The organism is Halomonas sp. YLB-10 (assembly GCF_003856855.1).
Taxonomy (GTDB): Bacteria; Pseudomonadota; Gammaproteobacteria; order Pseudomonadales; family Halomonadaceae; genus Halomonas; species Halomonas litopenaei.
Window position 1 is genome coordinate 659,866 of record NZ_RRCU01000001.1, and the last position, 21,964, is coordinate 681,829.

At 65.6% G+C, this 21,964-nt stretch carries 18 protein-coding genes; 6 read left to right on the forward strand and 12 right to left on the reverse strand.

Features of this window, described 5'->3' with window-relative positions:
- Nucleotides 1–22 precede the first annotated feature (22 nt).
- From glyA to EBB56_RS02670, 5 genes are all read right to left on the reverse strand, one after another.
- Nucleotides 23–1,288, reverse strand: a complete 1,266-nt coding sequence (glyA, locus tag EBB56_RS02650) for a serine hydroxymethyltransferase (RefSeq protein ID WP_124802674.1) — start codon at nt 1,286–1,288, stop codon at nt 23–25.
- Between the two features lie 218 nt (nt 1,289–1,506).
- Complete coding sequence (locus EBB56_RS02655; protein WP_124802676.1) at nt 1,507–2,892, reverse strand: hypothetical protein; 1,386 nt, start codon at nt 2,890–2,892, stop codon at nt 1,507–1,509.
- A gap of 141 nt (nt 2,893–3,033) precedes the next feature.
- Nucleotides 3,034–4,542 (reverse strand): polyphosphate:AMP phosphotransferase, encoded by a 1,509-nt coding sequence (locus EBB56_RS02660; protein ID WP_181248569.1) that lies wholly within the window; start codon nt 4,540–4,542, stop codon nt 3,034–3,036.
- A 144-nt stretch (nt 4,543–4,686) separates the two neighbouring features.
- Nucleotides 4,687–7,305 (reverse strand): ABC transporter permease, encoded by a 2,619-nt coding sequence (locus EBB56_RS02665; RefSeq protein ID WP_260425269.1) that lies wholly within the window; start codon nt 7,303–7,305, stop codon nt 4,687–4,689.
- The gene (locus EBB56_RS02670) at nt 7,302–8,054 is read right to left on the reverse strand and encodes an ABC transporter ATP-binding protein (protein WP_108448147.1); all 753 of its coding nucleotides are present in this window, start codon (nt 8,052–8,054) and stop codon (nt 7,302–7,304) included. The genes EBB56_RS02665 and EBB56_RS02670 overlap by 4 nt, the downstream gene beginning before the upstream one ends.
- Nucleotides 8,055–8,190: 136 nt before the next feature.
- Between EBB56_RS02670 and EBB56_RS02675 the strand changes: the two genes are divergently transcribed.
- The gene (locus EBB56_RS02675; protein WP_221621128.1) at nt 8,191–8,889 is read left to right on the forward strand and encodes an arylesterase; all 699 of its coding nucleotides are present in this window, start codon (nt 8,191–8,193) and stop codon (nt 8,887–8,889) included.
- A 16-nt stretch (nt 8,890–8,905) separates the two neighbouring features.
- Here EBB56_RS02675 and EBB56_RS02680 read toward each other — a convergent pair whose 3' ends face one another.
- On the reverse strand, nt 8,906–9,802 hold the full coding sequence (locus EBB56_RS02680; protein WP_124802678.1) for a DMT family transporter: 897 nt from the start codon (nt 9,800–9,802) through the stop codon (nt 8,906–8,908).
- Between the two features lie 132 nt (nt 9,803–9,934).
- Nucleotides 9,935–10,204 carry a SelT/SelW/SelH family protein gene (locus EBB56_RS02685; RefSeq protein WP_045991043.1) on the reverse strand — a complete coding sequence of 90 codons (270 nt, stop codon included), beginning with the start codon at nt 10,202–10,204 and terminating at the stop codon, nt 9,935–9,937.
- 110 nt (nt 10,205–10,314) lie between these two features.
- On the opposite strand from EBB56_RS02685, the gene EBB56_RS02690 reads away from it, so the two are divergent.
- The 5 genes from EBB56_RS02690 (at nt 10,315) to EBB56_RS02710 (ending at nt 16,307) form a co-directional block, all read left to right on the forward strand.
- Nucleotides 10,315–11,625, forward strand: a complete 1,311-nt coding sequence (locus EBB56_RS02690) for an MFS transporter (protein ID WP_108448146.1) — start codon at nt 10,315–10,317, stop codon at nt 11,623–11,625.
- Nucleotides 11,626–12,022: 397 nt separating this feature from the next.
- On the forward strand, nt 12,023–12,457 hold the full coding sequence (locus EBB56_RS02695) for a PAS domain-containing protein (RefSeq protein WP_108131386.1): 435 nt from the start codon (nt 12,023–12,025) through the stop codon (nt 12,455–12,457).
- Nucleotides 12,458–12,600: 143 nt separating this feature from the next.
- Complete coding sequence (locus EBB56_RS02700) at nt 12,601–12,816, forward strand: PA3496 family putative envelope integrity protein (RefSeq protein ID WP_108131385.1); 216 nt, start codon at nt 12,601–12,603, stop codon at nt 12,814–12,816.
- Nucleotides 12,817–13,087: 271 nt separating this feature from the next.
- Nucleotides 13,088–14,749: an energy-dependent translational throttle protein EttA gene (gene ettA, locus EBB56_RS02705; protein ID WP_045991039.1), complete on the forward strand. Its 1,662-nt coding sequence runs from the start codon at nt 13,088–13,090 to the stop codon at nt 14,747–14,749.
- 205 nt (nt 14,750–14,954) lie between these two features.
- Nucleotides 14,955–16,307, forward strand: coding sequence for a DUF2254 domain-containing protein (locus EBB56_RS02710; protein ID WP_045991038.1), 1,353 nt, complete (start codon nt 14,955–14,957; stop codon nt 16,305–16,307).
- Between the two features lie 57 nt (nt 16,308–16,364).
- Here EBB56_RS02710 and lpxL read toward each other — a convergent pair whose 3' ends face one another.
- The 5 genes from lpxL to EBB56_RS02735 form a co-directional block, all read right to left on the reverse strand.
- The gene (lpxL, locus tag EBB56_RS02715; protein WP_124802680.1) at nt 16,365–17,285 is read right to left on the reverse strand and encodes an LpxL/LpxP family Kdo(2)-lipid IV(A) lauroyl/palmitoleoyl acyltransferase; all 921 of its coding nucleotides are present in this window, start codon (nt 17,283–17,285) and stop codon (nt 16,365–16,367) included.
- A 44-nt stretch (nt 17,286–17,329) separates the two neighbouring features.
- A complete protein-coding gene (gene alr / locus EBB56_RS02720) occupies nt 17,330–18,439 on the reverse strand; it encodes an alanine racemase (RefSeq protein ID WP_045991036.1) in 1,110 nt (369 codons plus the stop codon).
- Nucleotides 18,440–18,747: 308 nt separating this feature from the next.
- Nucleotides 18,748–19,743, reverse strand: coding sequence for an RNA polymerase sigma factor RpoS (gene rpoS, locus EBB56_RS02725; protein WP_045991069.1), 996 nt, complete (start codon nt 19,741–19,743; stop codon nt 18,748–18,750).
- Nucleotides 19,744–19,853: 110 nt separating this feature from the next.
- Nucleotides 19,854–21,014 (reverse strand): peptidoglycan DD-metalloendopeptidase family protein, encoded by a 1,161-nt coding sequence (locus EBB56_RS02730; protein WP_124802682.1) that lies wholly within the window; start codon nt 21,012–21,014, stop codon nt 19,854–19,856.
- Nucleotides 21,007–21,960, reverse strand: a complete 954-nt coding sequence (locus EBB56_RS02735; RefSeq protein ID WP_108131381.1) for a DUF368 domain-containing protein — start codon at nt 21,958–21,960, stop codon at nt 21,007–21,009. The genes EBB56_RS02730 and EBB56_RS02735 overlap by 8 nt, the downstream gene beginning before the upstream one ends.
- Between the last annotated feature and the right edge of the window lie 4 nt (nt 21,961–21,964).

The following is a 21,964-nucleotide window of genomic DNA, read 5'->3' on the forward strand; positions in this document are numbered from 1 at the left end:
GACGGGTCACCCCGCCGGGCTCTCAGCCATAGACCGGCAGGCGGGCGCAGACTTCTTCCACCTTGGCCTTGACCTCGGCCTCGATGGCCTCGGTGGACTCGCCCTTGGCCATGGCGTCGAGGATGTCGCAAATCCAGCCAGCCAGATCACCGCACTCGCTCTCGCCGAAACCACGGGTGGTGACCGCCGGGGTGCCGATACGCAGGCCAGAGGTCACGAAGGGGCTCTGCGGATCACCGGGCACGGCGTTCTTGTTGACGGTGATGTGGGCACGACCCAGGGCCGCGTCCGCGTCCTTGCCGGTCAGGCCCTGCTTGATCAGCGACAGCAGGAAGAGGTGATCCTCGGTGCCGCCGGAGACCACGTCGTAGCCACGCTCGATAAATACCTTGGCCATGGTCTGGGCGTTCTTGACCACCTGCTGCTGGTAGGTCTTGAACTCGGGCGCCATGGCCTCCTTGAAGCAGATCGCCTTGGCCGCGATGACGTGCTCGAGCGGGCCGCCCTGGCCACCGGGGAAGACCGCAGACTGCAGCTTCTTCTCGATGTCGGCGTCGTTCTCGGCGGACAGGATCAGACCACCACGCGGACCGCGCAGGGTCTTATGGGTGGTGGTGGTGACCACATGGGCGTGGGGCAGCGGATTCGGGTAGACACCGGCGGCAACCAGGCCGGCCACGTGGGCCATGTCCACCAGCAGGAAGGCACCCACCTCGTCGGCGATCTCGCGGAAGCGTGCCCAGTCGATGATCTGGGAGTAGGCGGAGAAACCGGCGATGATCATCTTCGGCTGGTGCTCGCGGGCCAGGCGGGCCACCTCGTCGTAGTCGATGCGGCCGGACTCGTCGATGCCGTACTGCACGGCATTGTAGTGCTTGCCGGAGAAGTTCGGGCGGGCGCCGTGGGTCAGGTGACCGCCGGCGTCGAGGCTCATGCCCAGCACGGTGTCACCGGGCTTGACCAGGGCCTGGAAGACCGCGCCGTTGGCCTGGGAGCCGGAGTGCGGCTGGACGTTGGCGTAGCTCGCGCCAAACAGCTCCTTGGCATAGTCGATGGCCAGCTGCTCGACCACGTCGACGTACTCGCAGCCACCGTAGTAACGCTTGCCGGGATAGCCTTCCGCGTACTTGTTGGTCAGCTGGCTACCCTGGGCTTCCATCACCCGGGGGCTGGCGTAGTTTTCGGAGGCAATCAGCTCGATGTGAGCCTCCTGACGGGCGACTTCCTTCTGCATCGCATCGAACAGGGCATCATCGAAACCGGCAATCTGCATATCACGGCTGAACATCGGCGGCATAACCTCGCAGCGGGGGATTCAAGGGGCAATCGCGAAAAGCGGGCCGCCATCATAGCGCAGCCCATGACCGCTTTCACATGAAAGACCGTCATGGGCTGCTGCATGATTTCTCATCTTGGCTTCAGTCAGACTGAAGCGTGGTCCACCGGGCGCTCTTTTCCAGGCTCAGCCCGAAACGCCGGCGGGCGCCACGACCCTTCGGCCAAGCCCTAGTCCATCGTGACTTCCATGGACAACGCCTGGGGCAGCCCCAGCGGGTCCTGGGCCAGCTTCTGGAGCTGTCGGCTGGGTGGCAGGCTGAGGTCGATCGACATCTCGCTGGCCTCGCCGGCCATCATCTGCACCAGCCCCGTGAGCACCGCGCCGATCTGCGGTCCCATCATGATGCCGAAGCCTTCGGACTGGGTCCTGAGCTGTTCGAGCAGGGCGTCTTCGGACACCCCCTGGGTCGCTGCCACCACCGGTGCGATACGCCCGAACACGCCCAGATCGCTGAGCCTGAGCGAGACGTCGCCGCCCTGGGTGTCCAGCTCGGTCCAGTCCTCGAGGCCGGCAAAGTAGGCCGCAGGGTCCTGGCCCTTGGGCAGGTTTACCGGCAGGTCACTGTCGAAGCCGAGGCGGAAGGCATCGGCTGCGGTCATCTCGAAACGGCTGGCCACCTGGCCATTGGCACCGCTGGCCTCCCAGGTACCGTCCATGTCGGCGTCCAGGGTGAGCTGTCCGGAGCCATCGGTCAGCACGTTGCTGACCAGGCGTAGCTGGGTGCGCTCGTCCACCGGCGCCAGCTCGATCATCCTGGCCAGATCCACCGTCAGGTTGTCCATGCGCCCGCTGTACTCGCCGTCGTTCATGTCGCCGTCGGCCACCAGATGCTCAAGGCTTGCCACCAGGCGATCGGTGGCGATCTCGAGGTCCTCGAGCTCGAGGGCGTCCACCGTGGGCGCGTCGCTCGCAAGCCCCTTGAGGCCGGTCAGACTGAGTGACGGCAGCGAGAAGGTTCCGGCCCCGAGCTCCTCGAAGTTGTCGCTGGAGCCGCTCATCCCGGTCAGCGTCAGGCTGCCGATGGCATCGGCGCTGACGTCGCTGGCGCCCAGGCTCTGGATCTCGATGCGTCCGGGATAGTCGCCCCAGGGAAGGTCAGCCCCCACCTTGCCCTGGCGCTGATCCATCACCAGTCCTTCCAGGCTAATCCCGGCCAGCGGGTTGTCTTCATCCCAGGGCAGATCACGCAGATCGAGCACAGGCTGGCCGGGCTCCTCGAACACCAGCCGCTCAAGCAGCATGCTGGCGCCCCGGTCGACCAGCTCGATGTCCTCGAGCACCACTTCTTCCGGCGCGTCGTAGTCGCCCTCGACCAGGTAGCGCGCGATGGTCAGGCGTTCGCCGCTGTCGCCGGTCAGGGTCAGGTTCTCGGCACTGGTGGTGCTGCCGAGCAGCTCATCGGATACCTCGCCGATCTCGAGGGTACCTTCACGCTCCAGGGCCGCACGCAGGTCAGCCTCGAGACGTTCGGCGTCGGCCTGGGCGACGCTCGCCCCCAGAGAAAGCAGCGCCACGAAAGGGACGGCGTGGCGGGAAGACAGACGGCACTTCATGAACTTTCACCTCCGGTGTGAAAATAGAACCTGGCAAACGCCAACGATCTTTGCCGATACGGCAGTTGTGTCAGCCTTCACTGTAGCGCCTGAACGAACCCGTCGACAGGCCTTCAGCAGTGTTGACAGGACATCGGTCACTCAATCCAGCGGCAGGCGCGCCGACAACCGCCGACTCACCTCCTCGATCACCGCCAGGCGCGCCCGACGCTTGTCGTTGGCGTCGATCAGCACCCACTCGCCGCCAGGGGCATGAGTTTCCGCGAACATCTCGTCGATGGCCTGCTGGTAGTCGTCCCAGCGCTCGCGGTTGCGCCAATCCTCGTCGGTGAGCTTGTGCCGCTTGTGAGGAGTCTCGGCCCGGGCTTCGAAACGCTCGAGCTGCTCGTCCTTGTCGATGGCCAGGAACAGCTTGACCAGCACGGTGCCGTGCTCGAGCAGGCGCGCCTCGAACTGGCGAATCTCTTCAAAGCCGCGTCGCCAGTCCCGCTCATCGGCGAGGCCTTCGACCCGTTCCACCAGCACCCGGCCATACCAGGAGCGGTCGAAGATCGCCACCCGGCCATCGCGGGGCAGACGATGCCAGAAGCGCCACTGCCACGGGTGCAGGCGCTCCTCCTCGGTGGGCGCAGCGATCTGATGCACACGGTACTGACGTGCATCCATCGCCGAGGTCAGGCGATGGATGCCGCCGCCCTTGCCGGCAGCGTCATGGCCCTCGAACACCACCACCAACGGCACTCCCTGGCGCGCGGCACTGCGCGCCAGCTGGGCCAGCCTGGCCTGGGCGTCGGCCAGGCGCTCGCTGTAGTCGCGCTTCTTGAGTCGGGGGGGCGGGTCGTCATGCTCGAGGGCGTCGAGCCGAGGGGGAGCGATGGCATTCAGTGGGGGAGTCTCGGGGCGCTCGAGGGCCGGGACAGGGCTTGCCATGACCTTCTCGAGGACTTCGGCCACCTGGGGCAGCAGGTCGTTGCCGGGGCTCGCGTCGAGCTCGATCCAGGGACTGTGGCGACAGTGGGTGCGCGCACGCAGGTCGCGGGCAAGCTCATCGAGCAGGCCATGCTGGGCGTGGCGGCGCCACTTTTCGTCGGTGACCTGCCAGCGACTGGCCGGGTCGGCGGCCCAGGCCTCGAGTCGTTGTCGCTGGGTGTCTGCATCGATCTGCAGCCACAGCTTGACCAGGCGAACTCCGTCGGCGGCAAGCTCCGCCTCGAACTGACGCATCTGTTCGATGCGGTCATTGTAGGCGCCCTCACCCAAGGCGCGGGAGGCCCGCGCCAGCACCGCATCGCCGACCCAGCCATGGACGAACACCCCGAGCCGGCCACGCCCTGGAAGACGCCGCCAGAATCGCCACCAGTAAGGTCGTCGGCGCTCCTCGTCGCCGGGCACCAGGGCGTGCACCTCGGTCAACCGGTTCTCCAGCCAGTGGTTGAGCAGGTTGATCAGCTCGCCCTTGCCGGTGGCGGCGTGGCCGGCCACCAGCACTACCACTGCCCGATCCGCTCGCTGGGCCAATTCCAGCTGGGCCGACAGCAGGCGAAACCGCTGACACTCCTCGGCGGACATGGTCTTGCCGGAGGCGCTCTTGCGAGAGGCGTTGCTGGTTGAGCCCCGCTTCTTTCCCTTTGCCACCTTGGTCCTGGTCATCGTCGCTCCTTCATGACGCACTTCCCTGTTCATAAGGCGCTTCGCTTTGCATAAGGCGCATCGCTTTGCATGAGGCGCATCGCTTTGCATGAGGCGCTTCGCGTTTCGTGAGGCGATTCACCCTTTCATGCCATGATTCGCCTTTCAGGCCTCGCCCAGCAGCCCCAGGCTCGCCGCCGGCGCCTGGCGCCGAATGCCCCGGGACAACAGATGCCCTACCAAGCCCAGTACCACAGCGCCGAGCGTCGGGACCAGCAGCCAGACCCAGGGATGCACCCGCGGCGGCAGATCCAGCCACAGCAGATATAACGCGGCCGTGGCGACCTCCGCCAGCAGCGCCGCCATCAGGCCGCTGGCCAGTCCCAGAACGGCAAATTCAGCCCACTGCACCCGCGCGAGCAGACGGGAACCTGCGCCAAAGACGCGCAACAAGCCGCTTTCGTGGGCACGTACCGGCTGACTGGCGATCAACGCGGCGTAGAGCACACTGACCCCGGCCAGCAGCACGAAGGCCAGCACCACTTCCACCGCCCGGGTCACGTGCCCCAGCACCTCACGGACCTGCCCCAGCAGGGCATCCACGTCGAGCAGCGTCACCCCCGGGAAGGCCTGGACCAGGCTCCCCAGTTCGCGCTTCTGCTGCTGCTCCAGATAGAAGGCGGTGATGTAGCTATGGCCGTAGCGTTCCAGCACACCAGGCGGGAAGATCACGTAAAAGTTGGGCTTGAAGCTGTCCCAATCGAGGTCGCGGAGACTGGTGATCTCACCGACCAGGGTGTCGGCGCCGATGGTGAAACTTAAACGATCCCCCAGCGCCAGCCCCAGACGTTCTGCCAGTTCTCGTTCCATGGAGATCGGCGCCGTCTCGGCGACGTCATCGCCTGCGGGCGCCGAGGACGGCTGGGCGTCCACCTCGTCGAGCCAGCCGCCGGCCTCGGCGCGCGAGGTAAACCATTCGCCGGCCACCAGACGATTGCCGCTCGGCAGGTCCTCCCGCCAGGTCAGGTTGAGCTCCCGGCGCAGGGCGTTTTCTCCCCTCGCCTCGGGGGGCACGGCCTGCCTCGGCGGCTGGCCGTTGATCGCGGTGATACGCCCGCGGACCATGGGGTAGAGATCACTGCTGGCCTCGGCGATGGCCTCGAGCCGCTGCTCGAAGTCGTCGCGCTCGCCGGGCTGGATATTGATCGCGAAGTGATTGGGTGTGTCCTCGGGTAACTGCGCCTGCCAGGTGGTCAACAGATCGCCCCGCACCAGGGCGATCATGGTCATGGCGAAGAAGGTCACCGCGAACGCCAGCATCTGCCCCAGGCTGGCGTTGCGACGGCGCGCCAGTTGCCGCGCTCCCAGACGCAACGACCCGCGCAGGCCCGCGGGAGCGCCACCGTCGAGCCGCGCGGCCAGACGCAACAGTCCATCGAGGATCAAGCCCGCCAGGCCCCACAGTACGCCCAGCGCCACCATGCCGCCGGCCAAGAGCCCCGCCGCCAGCCCCAGGCTGCCGGAGTACAGCCAAAGCAGAGCACCGAAGGCCAGCGCCGCCGCCAGCAGCAGCGACCAGCCGGAGGCGGGCAAAGGGTCCAGCTCCCGGCGCAGTACCTTGAGTGCGCTAACCCGCTTCAAGCGCAGCAGGGTCGGCCCGGCAAAGCCGGCCAGCACGGCCAGTGCCGTCAGCACGCCGAGCCACAACGGCAAGGCTCCGGGGGGCGGCAGCTCCAGCGGCAGAAAACGCTGCATCAAGCCCAGCAGCAACGCCTGCCCCGCCAGCCCCAGAAGCGCGCCGATCAGCGAGGCCACCAGCGCCAGACCGGCCAGCTGGAAGGTAAAGATACGCGCCAGGTCCCGCTGGGACGCGCCGAAGCAGCGCAGTAGCGCGGCGGTATCCAGATGGCGATCGACGTAGCGCCGCGTCGCCATGGCCACCGCCACCCCGGCCAGCAGCACGGCGGCTAGACCGGCCAGGCTCAGGTAGGTCTCGGCTCGCTCCAGCGCCGAGCCCAGCCGCGGCCGGTCCTCGCGCACGTCACGTACTTCGACGCCGTCGGCGCGCAGGCGGGCGAGCCAGGGCGACAGCGTCTCCACCGCCTGGGGCGAGCCGGCCGCAAGGATCTCGAACTCGATGCGCGAACCGGGCTGGATCAGCCCGGTCGCCTCGACGTCGTCGACGTGCATCATCACCCGCGGGTTGAAGCTGCCGAAGCCGGCTGACTGGTCGGCCTCCCGCTCGATCCAGCCGGTCACCTGGAACTCGCCCCTGCCGAGCGTCAGACTATCGCCGAGTTCGATGTCCAGCAGCGTCTCGAGCCTCGGCGCCAGCCACACCTCGCCTGGCGCAGGGCCACTGGCGAGCTCCTCGACACCGGCGCCCTGGTCGACCCGGGACACGCCGTAGAGTGGATAGTCTTCATCCACCGCCTTGATGCTGACCGGCTGAAAGGCGCCATCGCGACTGGCCATGGAGACCAGGTCGACCTGGTCGCTCAGGCGCATGCCGGCGCCTTCCAGACGCTCCCGGATCTCCTGAGCGAAGGGATCGGACTGCTCCAGCACCACATCGCCGCCCATCATCTGACTGGCCTGACGGGTCAGGCCACGTTCCAGCCGGTCGAGAAAGAACCCCATCATGGTCGAGGCGGCCACCGCCAGGGTCAGCGCCACCAGCAAGGCGCGTACATCACCCGCACGAAGATCGCGCCGCAGAGAGCGCGCCGCCATCACCAGCTGACGTCCCAATTGGCCCTTCGCCGTGGAGCTTCGCTCACTCATGCCGAGGCCTCCCGCTGGGCGTCTGGCGCCTCGGCTGGAAGCTTGGATGTCACCTCGGTGAGCTGGCCGTCGGCCAGGCGCAGACACCGATCGCAGCGCCTCGCCAGGGCGTGGTCGTGGGTAACCAGCACCAGGGTGGTGCCCTCGGAACGGTTGAGCTCGAACAGGGTCTGAATGATGCGCTCCCCGGTGTCCGGGTCGAGATTGCCGGTCGGTTCATCGGCAAACACCAGCTCGGGGCCTGTGACAAAGGCCCGCGCCAGCGCCACCCGTTGCTGTTCACCGCCGGACAGCTGCTTGGGCAGGTGATCCAGGCGCTCGCCCAACCCCACTCGACCGAGCCAGTCGGTGGCACGGGCCTCACGGTTGGCAAGGGTCGACAGCTCGGTCGGCAGCAGCACGTTTTCCAGCGCCGTCAGGGTCGGCAGCAACTGGAAGTTCTGAAACACGAAGCCCACTCGGGTGTTTCTCAGCGCCGCGCGACCGTCCTCGTCTAGCTCGGCAAGCGATGTACCGAACATCGCAAGCTCGCCGGCGCTCGGCGTATCGAGACCGGCCAGCAGCGCCAGCAGGGTCGACTTGCCGGCACCGCTCTGGCCGAGGATGGCGACGCTCTCGCCGGACTGTACGTCGAGCTCAAGCTCGCGCAGGATGGTCAGTTCCCGCGTTCCGCTGGCGACCCGCTTGGACAGGCCTCGCGCGCGCAGCACGGTGGTCGGGACGGTATTCTCGGAAGGAGACAGCGACATGGTGATGGCATTCCCTGGGACTTGGACGTTTGGGGCGGCACGGCGGTTTTTTTCTGGAGCCTCGCGCTTCGGCGCTGCTGATGCCACGACGTCAGGAAGACGAGCGCAGGATCGCCGGGCAACGCCCGCCAGGCGGATGCTGAAGACGCTGATGATGGCCTGCGTCTTGACCGCCCTTGTGCCGGGGTCGGTCTGGGCCCAGTCTGACACAGCCCCGCCGACCTTGCTGGTAGTGGGCGACAGCTTGAGCGCCGCTTACGGCATCGAACGGGACGCCGGCTGGGTGGCGTTGCTGGCCGAGCGAGTGGCGCACCGCGCCGAGGTGGTCAATGCCAGCATCAGCGGCGAAACCACTGGCGGGGGCGCCACCCGTCTCCCTGAACTCCTCCGACAGCACGACCCGGACATCGTTCTGCTGGAGCTGGGCGGCAATGATGGACTCAGGGGCCTTCCGCCGAGCCAGATGTCGGCAAACCTCGAAGGCATGATCGAAAAGAGCCAGGCCGCCGGCGCCCAGGTGCTGCTGCTGGGTATCGATATTCCCCCGAATTACGGCGACGCCTACCGTCAGGCCTTCACCGGGGTCTTTCGAGAACTGGCCGACACCCATGAGGTGCCGCTGGTGCCCTTCCTGCTCGAAGGCGTGGCGCTGGACCCGGAGCTGATGCAGGACGACGGCATCCACCCCACCGCCGAAGCCCAGCCGAGGCTGCTCGACAACGTCTGGCCGAGCCTTGCGCCCCTGCTGGACGAGACCGAAGAATCAGAGGGAACCGAAGCTGCCTCGACCAGCAGCGCGAGCGAAGAAAGCAGCGAGCAAGCGAGCGCCTCCTGAGGCGCTCCGCGGGCCCCTACGAGGAGGATGGCTCGACGTGAGCCGGCGCCTTCTGCCACTGCTGCAGCCCAAGCCCCAGCAGGATCAGCACCAATCCGATCAGGGTCGAGGGGAGTATCGGCTCGCCCACCACTAGGTAGAGCAGCATCAGCGACACCGGTGGTGACAGAAAGATAAGGTTGGAGACCTTGGCGGTGCGCGACACCCGCTGCATCGCCGCCTGCCATAGCACAAAAGCGACGCCCATCTCGAACAGTCCGACATAGATGCCCGCGCCCAGGGCGGCACTTCCGTGCCACTGAAAGCCTGGACCCAGCACCATCAGCAGCGTCAGCACCGGCACCCCGACGCTGAAGTTCTGCCACTGGGCGACCAGCGGCGGACGCCGGTCGCGGGCATTGAACAGCCAGTACAACGCCCAGATCAGCGTCGACACCAGCGCCAGTGCGACGCCCAGAGGATCGGCGAAGGCCACGTCAAAAACCTGGCCACGGGTGGCGATGACCCAGACCCCGGCGTAGGCCACCAGGCCGGCCACCACGTCCATCGGCGTCAACCGCTGCTTGAGGATCGGCACCGCCAGCAGGGCCATGGCCAGCGCCCAGGTGTAGTTGAGCGCCATGGCCTCCTGTCCGGGCAACCGGTCATAGGCCGCAAACAGCACAAGGTAGTAGGCCACCGGGTTCATCAGCCCGGCCCACACAGCGGTGCGCCAGCCGCGACGAAGTGCCTGATGCAGCTGTCCGCGCCGCAGCATCAGCACGCTCATCAGCGCCCAGGACACCAGCGCCGCCAGCCACATCAGCTCCAGCGGGCTCATATGGGCAAGCGCCAGCTTGAAGGCGGTGGCCACCGTGGACCACAACGCCACGGCGCCAAGGCCGAAGGCCATGGCCTGTTGATCAGTTGTCATGACATTCCCTGGGGTAAAGATGAGGGCAAGGAGCAGCGGGCCATGGCCACGCCAATCAGCGACGCGGCCAATCAGGATGACGCCATCGCGCCCACGTTCAGACCGTCAACACAGGATGACCATCGGCGCTGTTCAACGGTCCAGATGGCCCAGATCGCGCTCGGGAGCGATGCCGTCGCGGACCCGTTGCTTGAGCGTCTTGACGTCGGGAAAGCCGCCATCTCGCTTGCGCTCCCACAGCGTCTCGTCATCCAGCCGGATCTCGAAATGTCCGCCGTGGGAAGGCACCAGCGTCACCTCCTCGAGATCCTCGCCGAAGGTCGAGAGCAGCTCCTGGGCATACCAGCCACTACGCAAGAGCCACTGACATTGCGTACAGTAGATAATCCGAATGCGTGCCACGTTCAGCCTCCCTGTTCCAGCACGTAGGTGGAAACACCGGCGACGCACTGCAAGGCAGCGTGTACACCGTATTCCCTCAAACCTCGATCATAACAGTCAGGACAGCCTCCATGGCCAGTGGCGAAACCCAGACGCGACTTTACGAGTGGCTCACCGGCGACGAGGACAGTCGCCTGTGCAAGGACATCCCGGACAGCGCCTGCGATGAGCAGCCGCGCAACTTCTTCCTGCATCTGCTGGCGTCGCTCGGCAACAAGCTCGCCGACGAACTCTCCAGCGCCCGTCTGGTCCTGCCCTGGCTACTGGGCGCCATCGGCGCGCCGACCTGGATGGTCGGCCTGCTGGTGCCGATTCGGGAGGCCGGCGCCCTGCTGCCCCAACTGTTCGTGGCCGGATTTATCCGCCTGAAACCCCGGCGCAAGGGCGTCTGGGTGGTCGGTGGATTGCTTCAGGCGCTGGCCGCCGCGGCGCTGTCGGTTCTTGCCCTGATCGGTTCCGGCGGTGTTGGCGGCGGCCTGGTACTGCTGGCCCTGGTCGCCCTGTCGCTGGCCCGGGGGCTGTCGTCCATCGCCACCAAGGACGTGCTCGGCAAGACCATCTCCAAGCAACGTCGCGGGACCCTGATGGGCTGGAGCGGCAGCGTGGCGGGCGCCGTGACCCTGGCCGCCGGTGCGGTGCTGGTGCTGTTCGACGACCGCCCCGGCGAGCTCGCCCTGGCGGTGCTGCTTGGCGTGGCGGCGCTGGGATGGACCCTCAATGCGCTATGCGCCGCCGCCATCGAAGAAGCGGAAGGCGCCACCGACGGCGGCGCCAACGCCTGGGATTCGGTCAAGACCGGCCTCGCCCTGATGCGCGACGACGCCGCCTTTCGTAACTTCAATCTGACCCGCGCCCTGTTGCTGTCCAGCGCCCTGGCGTTGCCCTATGTCGCGCTGATGGCCCAGGACAACGGCGGCACCGAACTTGGCGGACTGGGACTTCTGATCGTGGTGTCCGGGGTCGCCGGCATGGTCGCCAGCCCCATCTGGGGCAAGCGTTCGGATGCCTCCAGCAAAACGGTGATGCGCGACGGTGCCATCGGTACCACCCTGTGCTGCCTGCTGGGGGCATCGCTGGCCTGGTTGCCCGAGTCGATGAGCGCAAGTGTCTGGCCCTACGCCCTGGTCTACGCGCTGCTGGTCATCGTCCACTCGGGCATTCGCCTCGGTCGCAAGACCTACATCGTCGACATGGCCGGCGCCGACAATCGTGCCCTCTATGTGGCCCTGTCCAACACCATCACTGGCGTGCTGATGCTGATCGTCGGCGCCGTGATCGGTGCTCTGGCGCAATGGCTCGGCGCCGGCCCGCTGTTGCTGGTGCTGGCCGCCACCGCCGCCCTGGCCGCCCTCAGCGCGCTGCGCCTGCCGGAGGTAGAGTGACGCAAGGGCAGCCTCAGCGTCCGCTCCACACTACCGCCACAGCAAAGACGACAGGAAGCGCTGAAGAAATGTCGCGAGCGATGACAGGTCGGTTACCGCCGGAACGCAAGGTTTCGAGTTTACATGGGTTAAATGAGGAGCCTGAGTACCGCCGGCGGTCGAGATGTCGAGCGCAGCAATTTATGCAGCGTTTCCTTAGCGGACCATTGATTTAATCTCGCCCTCTGGCCATGCTTAGCATCAAATTTTGCCGATTAGAGCCATCATTACATCCCGAGGTTGCGCACAAACCGTCTACGAGAGACTACCGGTTTGGTGCACATCCTGGCCCCTGAATCCCCGGCCCCTGATTACCAGGCAACAAGGGTGTAACGCCAAGCCCGCAACAGGACGTCCCATGACACGACCGAACATGATCGCCCCGGAACTGCTCGAACGCATCGTCAACGCCTCGGAAGACGGGATCGTGGTGGCAGAGAAGGAAGGCGACGAGCATATCCTGATCTACGTGAATCAGGGCTTCGAGCGCCTGACCGGCTACAGCGCGGACGAGATCCTCTACCGCGACTGCCGCTTTCTGCAGAACGACGATACCGACCAGCCGGCCCTCGACGTCGTACGCAAGGCCTTGAAGGAGTTGCGCCCCTGCCGCGAAGTTCTGCGCAACTACAAGAAGGACGGCACCCTGTTCTACAACGAGCTGTCACTGACCCCGGTGTTGGACGAGAGTGACGAGCTGGTCTACTTCATCGGCGTCCAGAAGGACGTCAGCGAACGTGTGGCCAACCTGGCCGAGATCGATCGCCTGCGTGACGGCGCCGACAGCGCCTGAGCCAGTCCACGCCTCCCTCTTGCACTTTTCTCGATTCCCGCTTATATAGCCAACAGAGTCCTCGGATTCTGTTGGCGCTTCCCGCCGTCGGAAGCATGGTGTGACAAGACGCGCTTCGGCGCTCTGGCCATGGGAGATTTCACATGAGCCGTGATTCCCTTCTCGATGATGCCTACCTCGACCTCTCTGATCAGGAGGCGGTCAACGACGAGGACTATTCCCGCAGTCGTCCTTCCAACCGTGCTGACACCCTGCGCGCCCGCCGACGAGTGGAAGCCCTGCTCGAGGAACGTCGCCTGCGCCAGGCCATCGATGACGACTGGGGCTATGACGAGGAAGAGGAAGAAGAAGAGGAATAGCACCCAGCGCCACCTGTCTTTCCCGGGGCGGTCGGTGCATCGCCCCCGCCCTTCGCTCTCGCCTGGCGAATCCCCTCACCTTGTGTGAGGCGACCCTCGATCTCGCCACACGGCTGGCGTTTGCGCGCCTCCGGCTCTATCATCTGTGACCAGCTTTTTTTCCGCGAACCCCAGTGGAAACGCGGCATCGTCCACGTCTGGCTATGCTGTCGACGCCCAGGGCGTCCGTCAGCGCCGGTGGTGATCGTTTCCCCAACACTAGCGAGTTCCCATGGCGCAATACGTCTACACCATGAACCGGGTGGGCAAGGTCGTGCCCCCCAAGAAGCAGATCCTCAAGGACATCTCCCTGTCCTTCTTCCCCGGGGCCAAGATCGGCGTGCTCGGTCTCAACGGCGCCGGCAAGTCCACCCTTCTGCGGATCATGGCCGGCGTGGACACCGAGATCGAAGGCGAGGCACGGCCGATGCCGGGCCTCAACGTGGGCTACCTGCCCCAGGAGCCCGAGCTCGACGACACCAAGAACGTGCGCGAGACCGTCGAGGAGGCACTGGGCGAGATCAAGGAAGCCCAGGCCAAGCTGGACGCCGTCTATGCGGCCTACGCCGAACCGGACGCCGACTTCGACGCGCTGGCCGCCGAACAGGCCAAGCTCGAGAACCTGATCGAGGCCGCCGACGCCCACAACCTGGAGCGCAAGCTGGAAGTCGCCGCCGAGGCACTGCGGCTGCCGCCCTGGGAGGCCAATGTCGGCCACCTGTCCGGTGGCGAACGTCGCCGCGTGGCGCTGTGCCGCCTGCTGCTGTCCAACCCGGACATGCTGCTGCTGGACGAGCCGACCAACCACCTGGACGCCGAGTCCGTGGCCTGGCTCGAGCGCTTCCTCCACGACTATTCCGGTACCGTGGTGGCCATCACCCACGACCGCTACTTCCTCGACAACGTGGCCGGCTGGATCCTCGAGCTCGACCGCGGCCAGGGCATCCCCTTCGAAGGCAACTACTCCCAGTGGCTGGAAGCCAAGGAGAAGCGCCTGGAGCAGGAAGCCAAGGCCGAGGCCTCGCGTCAGAAGGCGATCAAGCACGAGCTCGAGTGGGTTCGCTCCAACGCCAAGGGCCGTCAGGCCAAGAGCAAGGCACGCCTCAACCGCTTCGAGGAGATGCAGTCCGGCGACTTCCAGAAGCGCAACGAGACCAACGAGATCTACATTCCGCCGGGTCCGCGTCTGGGCGACAAGGTCATCGAATTCCACGGGGTGTCCAAGCGCTTCGACGACAAGCTGCTCTACGAGGACCTGAGCTTCACCATCCCCCAGGGTGCCATCGTCGGTATCGTCGGCGGCAACGGTGCCGGCAAGTCCACCCTGTTCAAGCTGATCCAGGGCAGCGAGAAGCCGGACGCCGGCGAAGTGGTGCTCGGCGAGACGGTGGACATCGCCTACGTCGAGCAGATGCGCGACGCCCTCGACGACAAGCAGACGGTGTGGGAAGCGGTGTCCGATGGACAGGATATCCTCAACATCAACGGCTACGAGGTCTCCTCACGAGCCTACGTCGGGCGTTTCAACTTCAAGGGCAATGACCAGCAGAAGTTCCTCAGGGACCTCTCCGGTGGTGAGCGCGGCCGCCTGCAGCTGGCCCAGACCCTGAAGCAGGGCGCCAACGTGCTGCTGCTCGACGAACCGTCCAACGACCTGGATATCGAGACCCTGCGTGCGCTGGAAGAGGCTCTGCTGGCCTTCCCCGGCTGCGCCATGGTGATCTCCCACGATCGCTGGTTCCTGGACCGCATCGCGACCCATATCCTGGCCTTCGAGGGCGAGTCCCACGTCGAGTTCTTCGCCGGCAACTACACCGAGTACGAAGCCGACCACAAGAAGCGCGTCGGTGACGACACGCCGCATCGGATGAAGTACAAGCGTATCGACGCCTGATACGACAAGCACTGCGCACTGCAACGACGCCACCGGCCCACGCCGGTGGCGTCGTCGTTTGTGCAGTTCCAGTCTTTCCGCTGCCGCCAGCGTTTACCGGCGTACTTGCATGACAGCACGCTTGAAGCGATAAGAGCCACATGCGACGCATCTTGTCGTCGACATCGACCTATCCCATCCACCGCTACCTGTCAGGGTCCCTGCCATGTCATCGCTGACCTTCCATCCGGTGCGGTTGATTCGCGCCTTTTATACCAGCATCGCCTACCTGCCGACCCTGGCAGCCCTGGTCTACGGTCTGCTCGGCCTGCTGGCGCTGGCCCCACCGATCAGCGACACCTCGCTGCCGGAGGTGATCCAGAAGCTCAGTCTCACCGCCCCGGGCAGCGCCCAGTCACTGCTGGCGGCGATGCTCGGCGGCATGATCTCGCTGATGGTGTTCAGCTTTTCCATGGTGATGTCGGTGCTGTCCCAGGCCGGCGGCAACTTTTCCCACAAGCTGGTATTCGGGCTGGTATCGGAGCGCGCCAATCAGTGGGTGCTCGGCCACTACCTGGGCACCATCCTGTTCATCCTGATTCTATTGATCGTGCCGGAGGTCGACGACGGCGAAGCCGCCTGGCGTTCGCTCGCCATCTATCTGGCCTGTGCCATGGTGCTGCACTGCCTGGCGCTGTTCGTCTATTTCATCCACAACGCCTCCCAGTCGATCCAGATCGACGCCGTGATCTCCGGGCTCCATGACACCACCCTGGCCAGCATGCAGCGTCTGCACGACAAGGAAACCGATGACCATTGGCGCTACCTGCCCTCGGCTGCACCGCCGAGCGCCCAGTGTCACGAGATCCATGCGCGCATGGCGGGCTATGTGCAGAACGCCAACCTCGAGCGACTGGCGGAGCTTGCCGAGCGCATCGGTGGCGTGCTGCATCTGCAGTTTCGCTTCGGCGACTACGTGGTGGAGGGGCTGCCCATCGCTATCCTGGAATGCGAGGACACGCCCAACGAGGAGTGGTGCGACGAGGTGCTCTCCACCCTCACCTATCTCGACGGTGAATCCATCGACGAGCACTTCGTCCACGGACTGACCCAGATGATGGAAGTGGCGATCAAGGCGCTGTCGCCGGGGATCAACGACCCCGGCACCGCCAGGCTGTGCCTGCACCGGATGACCGATCTGCTGTGCCGCTACCTCAAGTGGCAGCCGGCCAACACCATGGTCGACGGTGACGGCAAGCGCCGTGTGACCTGGCCGGTGGAACGCTACGACAGCCTGCTGCACCGCCTGTTCGTGCCGATCCTGTCCTACGGCGCCGAGGACCAGAGCACCCTGCTGGGTTTGCTCAAGTCGCTCAAGACCCAGTCACTGTTCGCCGGGGAACACCAGCTCCCCAGCATTCAGCGGATGGCTCAGCGGGTCGGCCAGGCGCTGGCGGACGGCGCCAGCGACCCGATGGATCAGGCCTTTATCGTGGAACGACTGGAAAGAGGCGCGCACCGCCTCGACCTGACCCCCATGCGAGAACGCCTGGCGGCGCGCCTCGAGCAGATCGGTTGACGCCTGGACCGACGAGGCGCCCACGGCCAAGCCGGCAAGCCCCGCCAGGCCAGTCCATCAGTAGATCTTGGCCTCGCCCCTGGGGCGGGTCTTGAAGCGCCGGTGCATCCACAGATACTGCTCGGGATGGCGGCGAATCGCGGCCTCGATCACCGCGTTGATACGGGCAGCGTCGGCGACCTCGTCACCGCTGGGGAAGTTGTCCAGGGCGGGCAGGTATTCGAGGCTGTAGGTGCGATTGTCGGGATTGCGATGAAAGATCAGCGGCATCACCGGCGCGCCGGTCATCTTGGCGATCTTGGCCGTCAGCTTGATCGACGCCGCCTCGACTCCGAAGAAGGGCGCAAACACGCTGGCGTCACGGCCGAAGTCCTGGTCCGGACTGTACCAGACGTGGTGACCGGCCTTGATCCGTCGCACCACGCCACGCAGGTCATGACGATCGATGGCGGTACCGAAGATGCCGTTGCGGGCACAGGTCATGAAACGCTCGAACACCGGATTGTCGTGGGGGCGATAGACCACGTCGGCGGGAAAGAACAGCGAGTGCAGGGCGCCGCCGAGATCCAGGGTGGAGAAGTGGATGCCGATGATCAGCGCGCCCTTGCCTTCGGCCTGGACCCTCGCCATATGCTCCTGGCCCTTGAAGGTGACCCGGTGGCGCAGATGTTCGGGATCCCGGCACCAGCCGGTGGCGGTCTCGAAGATGCCGATGCCGTTGGCCAGAAAGCTCTGCTTGACCAGGCGGGCCTGGGCCGCCGGGTCAAGTTCGGGAAAGCAAAGGCGAATATTGGTCTCGGTGATATGACGGCGACGCCCGGCGAAACGCCAGGCGGCCAGTCCGATCAATCGGCCCAGCGCCAGCTTGCAGCGCCAAGGCAACCAGGCGCTGGCGCGCATGGCGGTGATGGCAAGGTAGGTCGGCCAGTAGCGTGGCTGGGTCCAGTAACGTGGCGCGGTCGTTGTGTCCTTGGACATGCGATCCCTCGTCGGTCGATCAGGACGACCGACGAGCCAGGCCGTCAGTCGCTAACGGCGCCATTGTACCGCCTGGGCACCCGTGGCAGCACCCCGGTCAACAGGGTATAGCTGATGGTGTCGCAGAATCGGGCCACTTCATCCACCGACAGTACGCCACCGTGACGGCTGCGGCCCCACAGCACCACCTCGCTGCCGATGCCTGCCTCGGGCAGTTCGCTCAGGTCCACCGTCATCATGTCCATCGACACCTTGCCGGCCACATGGGTGCGCTTGCCATCGACCAGCACCGGGGTGCCGTCCACGGCGTGGCGGTCATAGCCGTCGCCGTAGCCACAGGCCACCACCCCGATACGCGAGGGCCGAGAGGTGACGAAGCGCCCCCCGTAGCCCACCGGCTCCCCCGCGGGAAGCTCGCGCACGGCGATGATCTCGCTGCGCAGGCTCATCACCGGTGCAAGCTCTTGGCTTGCGCTGTTGGCGACCTCCAGAGGGTCGGACCCGTAGAGCATCACTCCTGGGCGGTTGATGGCACCGTGGGCCGAGGGCTGGGCAAGAATGCTTGGCGAGTTGGCCAGGCAGGTGGGCGCGTCGAGGCGCTCGGCCAGCGCCACAATGCACTCGCGCTGACGTTGAAAGTAGCCAGCATCGGTACTGTCGGCGGTGGCGAAGTGGCTCATCAGGTGAAGATCACAGACACACTCGGGGGCCGCCTCGAGTGCCCGCCAGGCCGCTTCGGCCCGCTCGGGCGGGAATCCCAGCCGATGCATGCCGGAGTCCACCTTCAGCCACACCGGGATGGGCCGGGCCGGACACCGTGCCAGGGCGGCCTCGAGCTGCCATTCGCTGTGAATCGCCATGCCCAGGCCAAGCGCCTCCACCTGGGCCAGCTCATCGGCGCTGAAGATCCCCTCGAGCAGCACGATGGGCTCCTCGATGCCGGCCTCGCGCAGGGCGACCGCCTCCTCGATCGCTGCCACCGCAAACATCGGCGCCTCGCCGGACAAGGCCCTGGCGCAGGCGACGGCGCCATGGCCGTAGGCGTCCGCCTTGAGCACCGCGACGCTGAGGCTGCCAGGGGCCAGGCCCGCGGCAAGCCGGTAGTTGTGGCGCAGGGCATCCAGGTCGATATCGGCGATCAGGGGGCGAGACATGGGGACTCCGAGGTCAGGGGTAACGGGCTAGCGATATCGCAATATTATGCTCGATAGAAATGGTCATTTCATGGCATATAGAACCATAAATTCCTTGCAACATAGTCGGTTACCCCATAACCATGATGACCCACAGACATAACCACTAAAAAAGCGCCAGGCTTGGCCTGGCGCTTAGGGATACGTCTCACGGGGTCAGTCTTGAAGGCCGGGCACATGCCTCTGTCCAAGCGCCCCAGCATGCGCTGATATCATCTACTTGCGGGCACCGCCACCGACAGCACTCTGGTCACGCCAGGCTGACGGGGCTACTCGAAGATCGCGTCCAGCGACAGGCCCTGCTTGTCGAGCATCCGGCGCAGCTTCTTGAGCGCCTCGACCTGGATCTGGCGCACCCGCTCGCGGGTCAGGCCGATCTCCTCGCCGACCTGCTCCAGGGTGGCGGCCTCGTGGCCACGAAGGCCAAAGCGTCGCACCACCACCTCGCACTGTTTCTCGGTAAGCTCGGCCAGCCAGTGATTGACGTGGGCCTTGACGTCACCATCGACCAGCGTCGACTCGGGCCCCTGCTCGTTGTCGTCGGTGAGGGTCTCGATCAACGGCTTGTCGCTCTCGCCGCCCATGGGGTAGTCGACCGAAGACACCCGCTCGTTGAGCCCCATCATCTTCTTGACGGTCTCGACGGGCTTGTCCAGATGTTCGGCGATCTCTTCGGCGGTGGCCTCGTGATCGAGCTTCTGGGTCAGCTCACGGGCGGCGCGCAGGTAGATGTTGAGTTCCTTGACCACGTGGATCGGCAGGCGAATCGTGCGGGTCTGATTCATCAGCGCCCGTTCGATGGTCTGGCGAATCCACCAGGTGGCGTAGGTCGAGAAGCGAAAGCCGCGCTCCGGATCGAACTTCTCCACCGCACGAATCAGGCCGAGGTTGCCCTCTTCGATCAGGTCCAGCAGGGTCAGGCCACGATTGAGGTAGCGGCGCGCGATCTTCACCACCAGGCGCAGGTTGGACTCGATCATCCGAGCCCGCCCCTGGGGGTCGCCCTTGCGCGCCAGACGGCCGAAATAGACCTCTTCCTCCGGCGTCAGCAATGGCGAGAAGCCGATCTCGTTCAAGTAGATCTGGGTGGCGTCGAGGCTCTGGCGCGCATAGCGATCCTCGCGACCCAGCGCCTTCTCGAACGCCTGAGTCTCGTCCTCGGCTTCCTCGACCTCTTCGACCTCGTCCGTCACGTCCTCGACGGCGTCCTCGTCAGCCTCGTCTACCGTTTCGAGATTCACATCCTGAAGATCCCGTTCAAGCATGCTCATCGTATAGCTACCCCGTGGTTGCGACCCGGCGTTGTCGTCACCCACTACGATCAACGCCAAAGATTATTATTGTGTGACGCTCATCCTGGAGAAACTGCCGTTTCTCAACGGGAAGGAAGATATTTCGTCGGATCCTGCGGCTGACCGTCCTTGCGCACCTCGAAATGCAGGCGAACGTCCTCGGCGTCGGAATCGCCCATGGTGGCGATGACCTGGCCTGCCTCGACGACATCGTTCTCGCTGACCTTGAGACTGTCGTTATGGGCGTAGGCACTCAGGTATTCATCGTTATGCTTGAGCAGGATGAGCTTGCCGTAGCCCCTCACACCGCTGCCCGCGTAGACCACCTTGCCCGGCCCCGCCGCTCTGACAGGTTGCCCCTTTTGACCGCCGATATCAATGCCGGCGGTGATGCTCGAACTCTCGCCGAACTGGCTGACAATCTGGCCGTCGGCCGGCCACTGCCAGGGGACCTCATCGACCGGCGTATAGGTCCGGGACCCGCCGCTTGAAGCGCTTTCGCCGCCACTGGAAGACGTCGCCTGGCTGCTGCTGCCGCTGTCCTGCGAAGCGTTGGCGGCCACGGTTTCTGACTGTGCAGAATCGCTAGCCTCGGCCTGCTGCTGTTGCTGTGCCCTGGCCTCTTCCTCGGCGGCCGCCACCACCGATTCCTCGGCTTCGCGCTGGGCGCGTTCGGCCTCATCCTGACTGCTCAGGCTGCCATCGGCGCCGGGGGTGTCGTAGTCGTACACCGGTCCCGGAGCGGTCGCGCTGACACCGGCCACGGCGGCCGCGCCCTGGGCCGCGGTACCGCTGATCTGCTCGGTACTCGCGCTCACGGTCTCGGTGCTACCGTCCGGCAACAGCCACTCGAGATCCTCGGAGGAGGGCTGAGCGTTCTGACTTTCCTGGCCGAGGGGCGTTGCCACCGCCCCGCCCTGGCCTGCCTGCGCGCCCGCTACCTGCTGGCCGCCGGCGCCCGACGACGGGGCTTGACCGTTGGCCGACAGGCTCAGCGTCTGGCCGACGTCGATGCGGTAGGGAGGCTGGATATTGTTGATCCGGGCCAGTTCGCGAAAGTCCATATCGTGGCGCCAGGCGATGCCGTACAGCGTATCGCCGGACTCGACTGTGTACTGCGCAGGCACCTGTGCGGCACGGGCCGACGACAGGTCCTGAACCTGGACCGGCTGGCTCGGGCCCTGCTGATTGACACAGCCGGCCAGGACCAGCGCCAGGCTGGAGATGACGAGAGTCTTATGCATCGTGTGGTGTCTCCTTGTCGGCTGACCGCGTCGAGCGGCTAGCGTTGGCGTCTTCGCGGGCGGCGGACGAAGCGCCAACCCTGGCAACGATGAGGACCACCAGCATGCCGAGGATGGCGAGCAGCGTCACCCCCACCAGCTGCGCGGCCTCTCCGGTCACCGCAGAATAATCCCAGGGGGCCAGATAACGATAGTCCAGCGGGATGACTTGATTGTCACTGCCTAGCTGATAGCGCGTCAGCTCCCGCCAGGGCCAGAGGATCGGCAGCGAGCCCACGATGAAGCCGACCAGCAGCTGCAGGGTGGCGGTGTGATGCCGCCGCAGCAGCCACGACAGCAGACGCGAAAAGGTGAAAAGGCCAACCAGGCACCCCAGGGCAAACAGCCCCAGCAGCGGTACATCAAAACCGCGGATCCCCTGCATTACCACGTCGTAGAGGCCCATGCTCAACAAAAGAAAGCTGCCCGAGACGCCGGGCAACAGCATCGCGCTGATGGCGATGGCGCCACCGACGACCAGTACCAGCGAGGGGCTGCCGAGGGCGTTGACCAGCGGCATCAGCGACGGCAGCGCCTGGGCCAGCACCAGTCCCAGCGCCAGCGGCAGCATGTGCCACCAGCGCCAGTCGGCCGGGTGCTTGCCGACCACCAGCGCCGACGCCGCCACCAGGCCAAAGAAGAAGCCGTTGAGCAGCAGCGGATGGCTATCCAGCAGCCACACCACCAGGTGAGCCACGGTGATAAGGCTGGTCAGGATGCCGGCCATCAGCGGAAGCAGGAAGCGCAGGTTCAGGTGAGCGACGAGCCCCCTGACGCCGCCCTGTTTCAGCGCCCCGAAGGCACTGGGACCGAAGCGCTTGATGGTGTGGATCAGCTCCTCGTAGATGCCGGTGACGAAGGCAATGGTGCCCCCGGAGACTCCCGGGACGGCATCCGCCGCCCCCATGCCC

Coding starts and splice junctions, on each gene's coding strand:
- EBB56_RS02695 (WP_108131386.1), top strand. CDS start 12,023: ATGACACGACCGAACATGATCGCCCCGGAACTGCTCGAACGCATCGTC.
- lpxL (WP_124802680.1), bottom strand. CDS start 17,285: ATGTCCAAGGACACAACGACCGCGCCACGTTACTGGACCCAGCCACGC.
- EBB56_RS02690 (WP_108448146.1), top strand. CDS start 10,315: ATGGCCAGTGGCGAAACCCAGACGCGACTTTACGAGTGGCTCACCGGC.
- glyA (WP_124802674.1), bottom strand. CDS start 1,288: ATGTTCAGCCGTGATATGCAGATTGCCGGTTTCGATGATGCCCTGTTC.
- EBB56_RS02730 (WP_124802682.1), bottom strand. CDS start 21,014: ATGCATAAGACTCTCGTCATCTCCAGCCTGGCGCTGGTCCTGGCCGGC.
- EBB56_RS02680 (WP_124802678.1), bottom strand. CDS start 9,802: ATGACAACTGATCAACAGGCCATGGCCTTCGGCCTTGGCGCCGTGGCG.
- EBB56_RS02710 (WP_045991038.1), top strand. CDS start 14,955: ATGTCATCGCTGACCTTCCATCCGGTGCGGTTGATTCGCGCCTTTTAT.
- EBB56_RS02665 (WP_260425269.1), bottom strand. CDS start 7,305: ATGAGTGAGCGAAGCTCCACGGCGAAGGGCCAATTGGGACGTCAGCTG.
- EBB56_RS02660 (WP_181248569.1), bottom strand. CDS start 4,542: ATGACCAGGACCAAGGTGGCAAAGGGAAAGAAGCGGGGCTCAACCAGC.
- EBB56_RS02700 (WP_108131385.1), top strand. CDS start 12,601: ATGAGCCGTGATTCCCTTCTCGATGATGCCTACCTCGACCTCTCTGAT.
- EBB56_RS02670 (WP_108448147.1), bottom strand. CDS start 8,054: ATGTCGCTGTCTCCTTCCGAGAATACCGTCCCGACCACCGTGCTGCGC.
- ettA (WP_045991039.1), top strand. CDS start 13,088: ATGGCGCAATACGTCTACACCATGAACCGGGTGGGCAAGGTCGTGCCC.
- EBB56_RS02675 (WP_221621128.1), top strand. CDS start 8,191: ATGCTGAAGACGCTGATGATGGCCTGCGTCTTGACCGCCCTTGTGCCG.
- rpoS (WP_045991069.1), bottom strand. CDS start 19,743: ATGCTTGAACGGGATCTTCAGGATGTGAATCTCGAAACGGTAGACGAG.
- EBB56_RS02655 (WP_124802676.1), bottom strand. CDS start 2,892: ATGAAGTGCCGTCTGTCTTCCCGCCACGCCGTCCCTTTCGTGGCGCTG.
- alr (WP_045991036.1), bottom strand. CDS start 18,439: ATGTCTCGCCCCCTGATCGCCGATATCGACCTGGATGCCCTGCGCCAC.
- EBB56_RS02735 (WP_108131381.1), bottom strand. CDS start 21,960: ATGGGGGCGGCGGATGCCGTCCCGGGAGTCTCCGGGGGCACCATTGCC.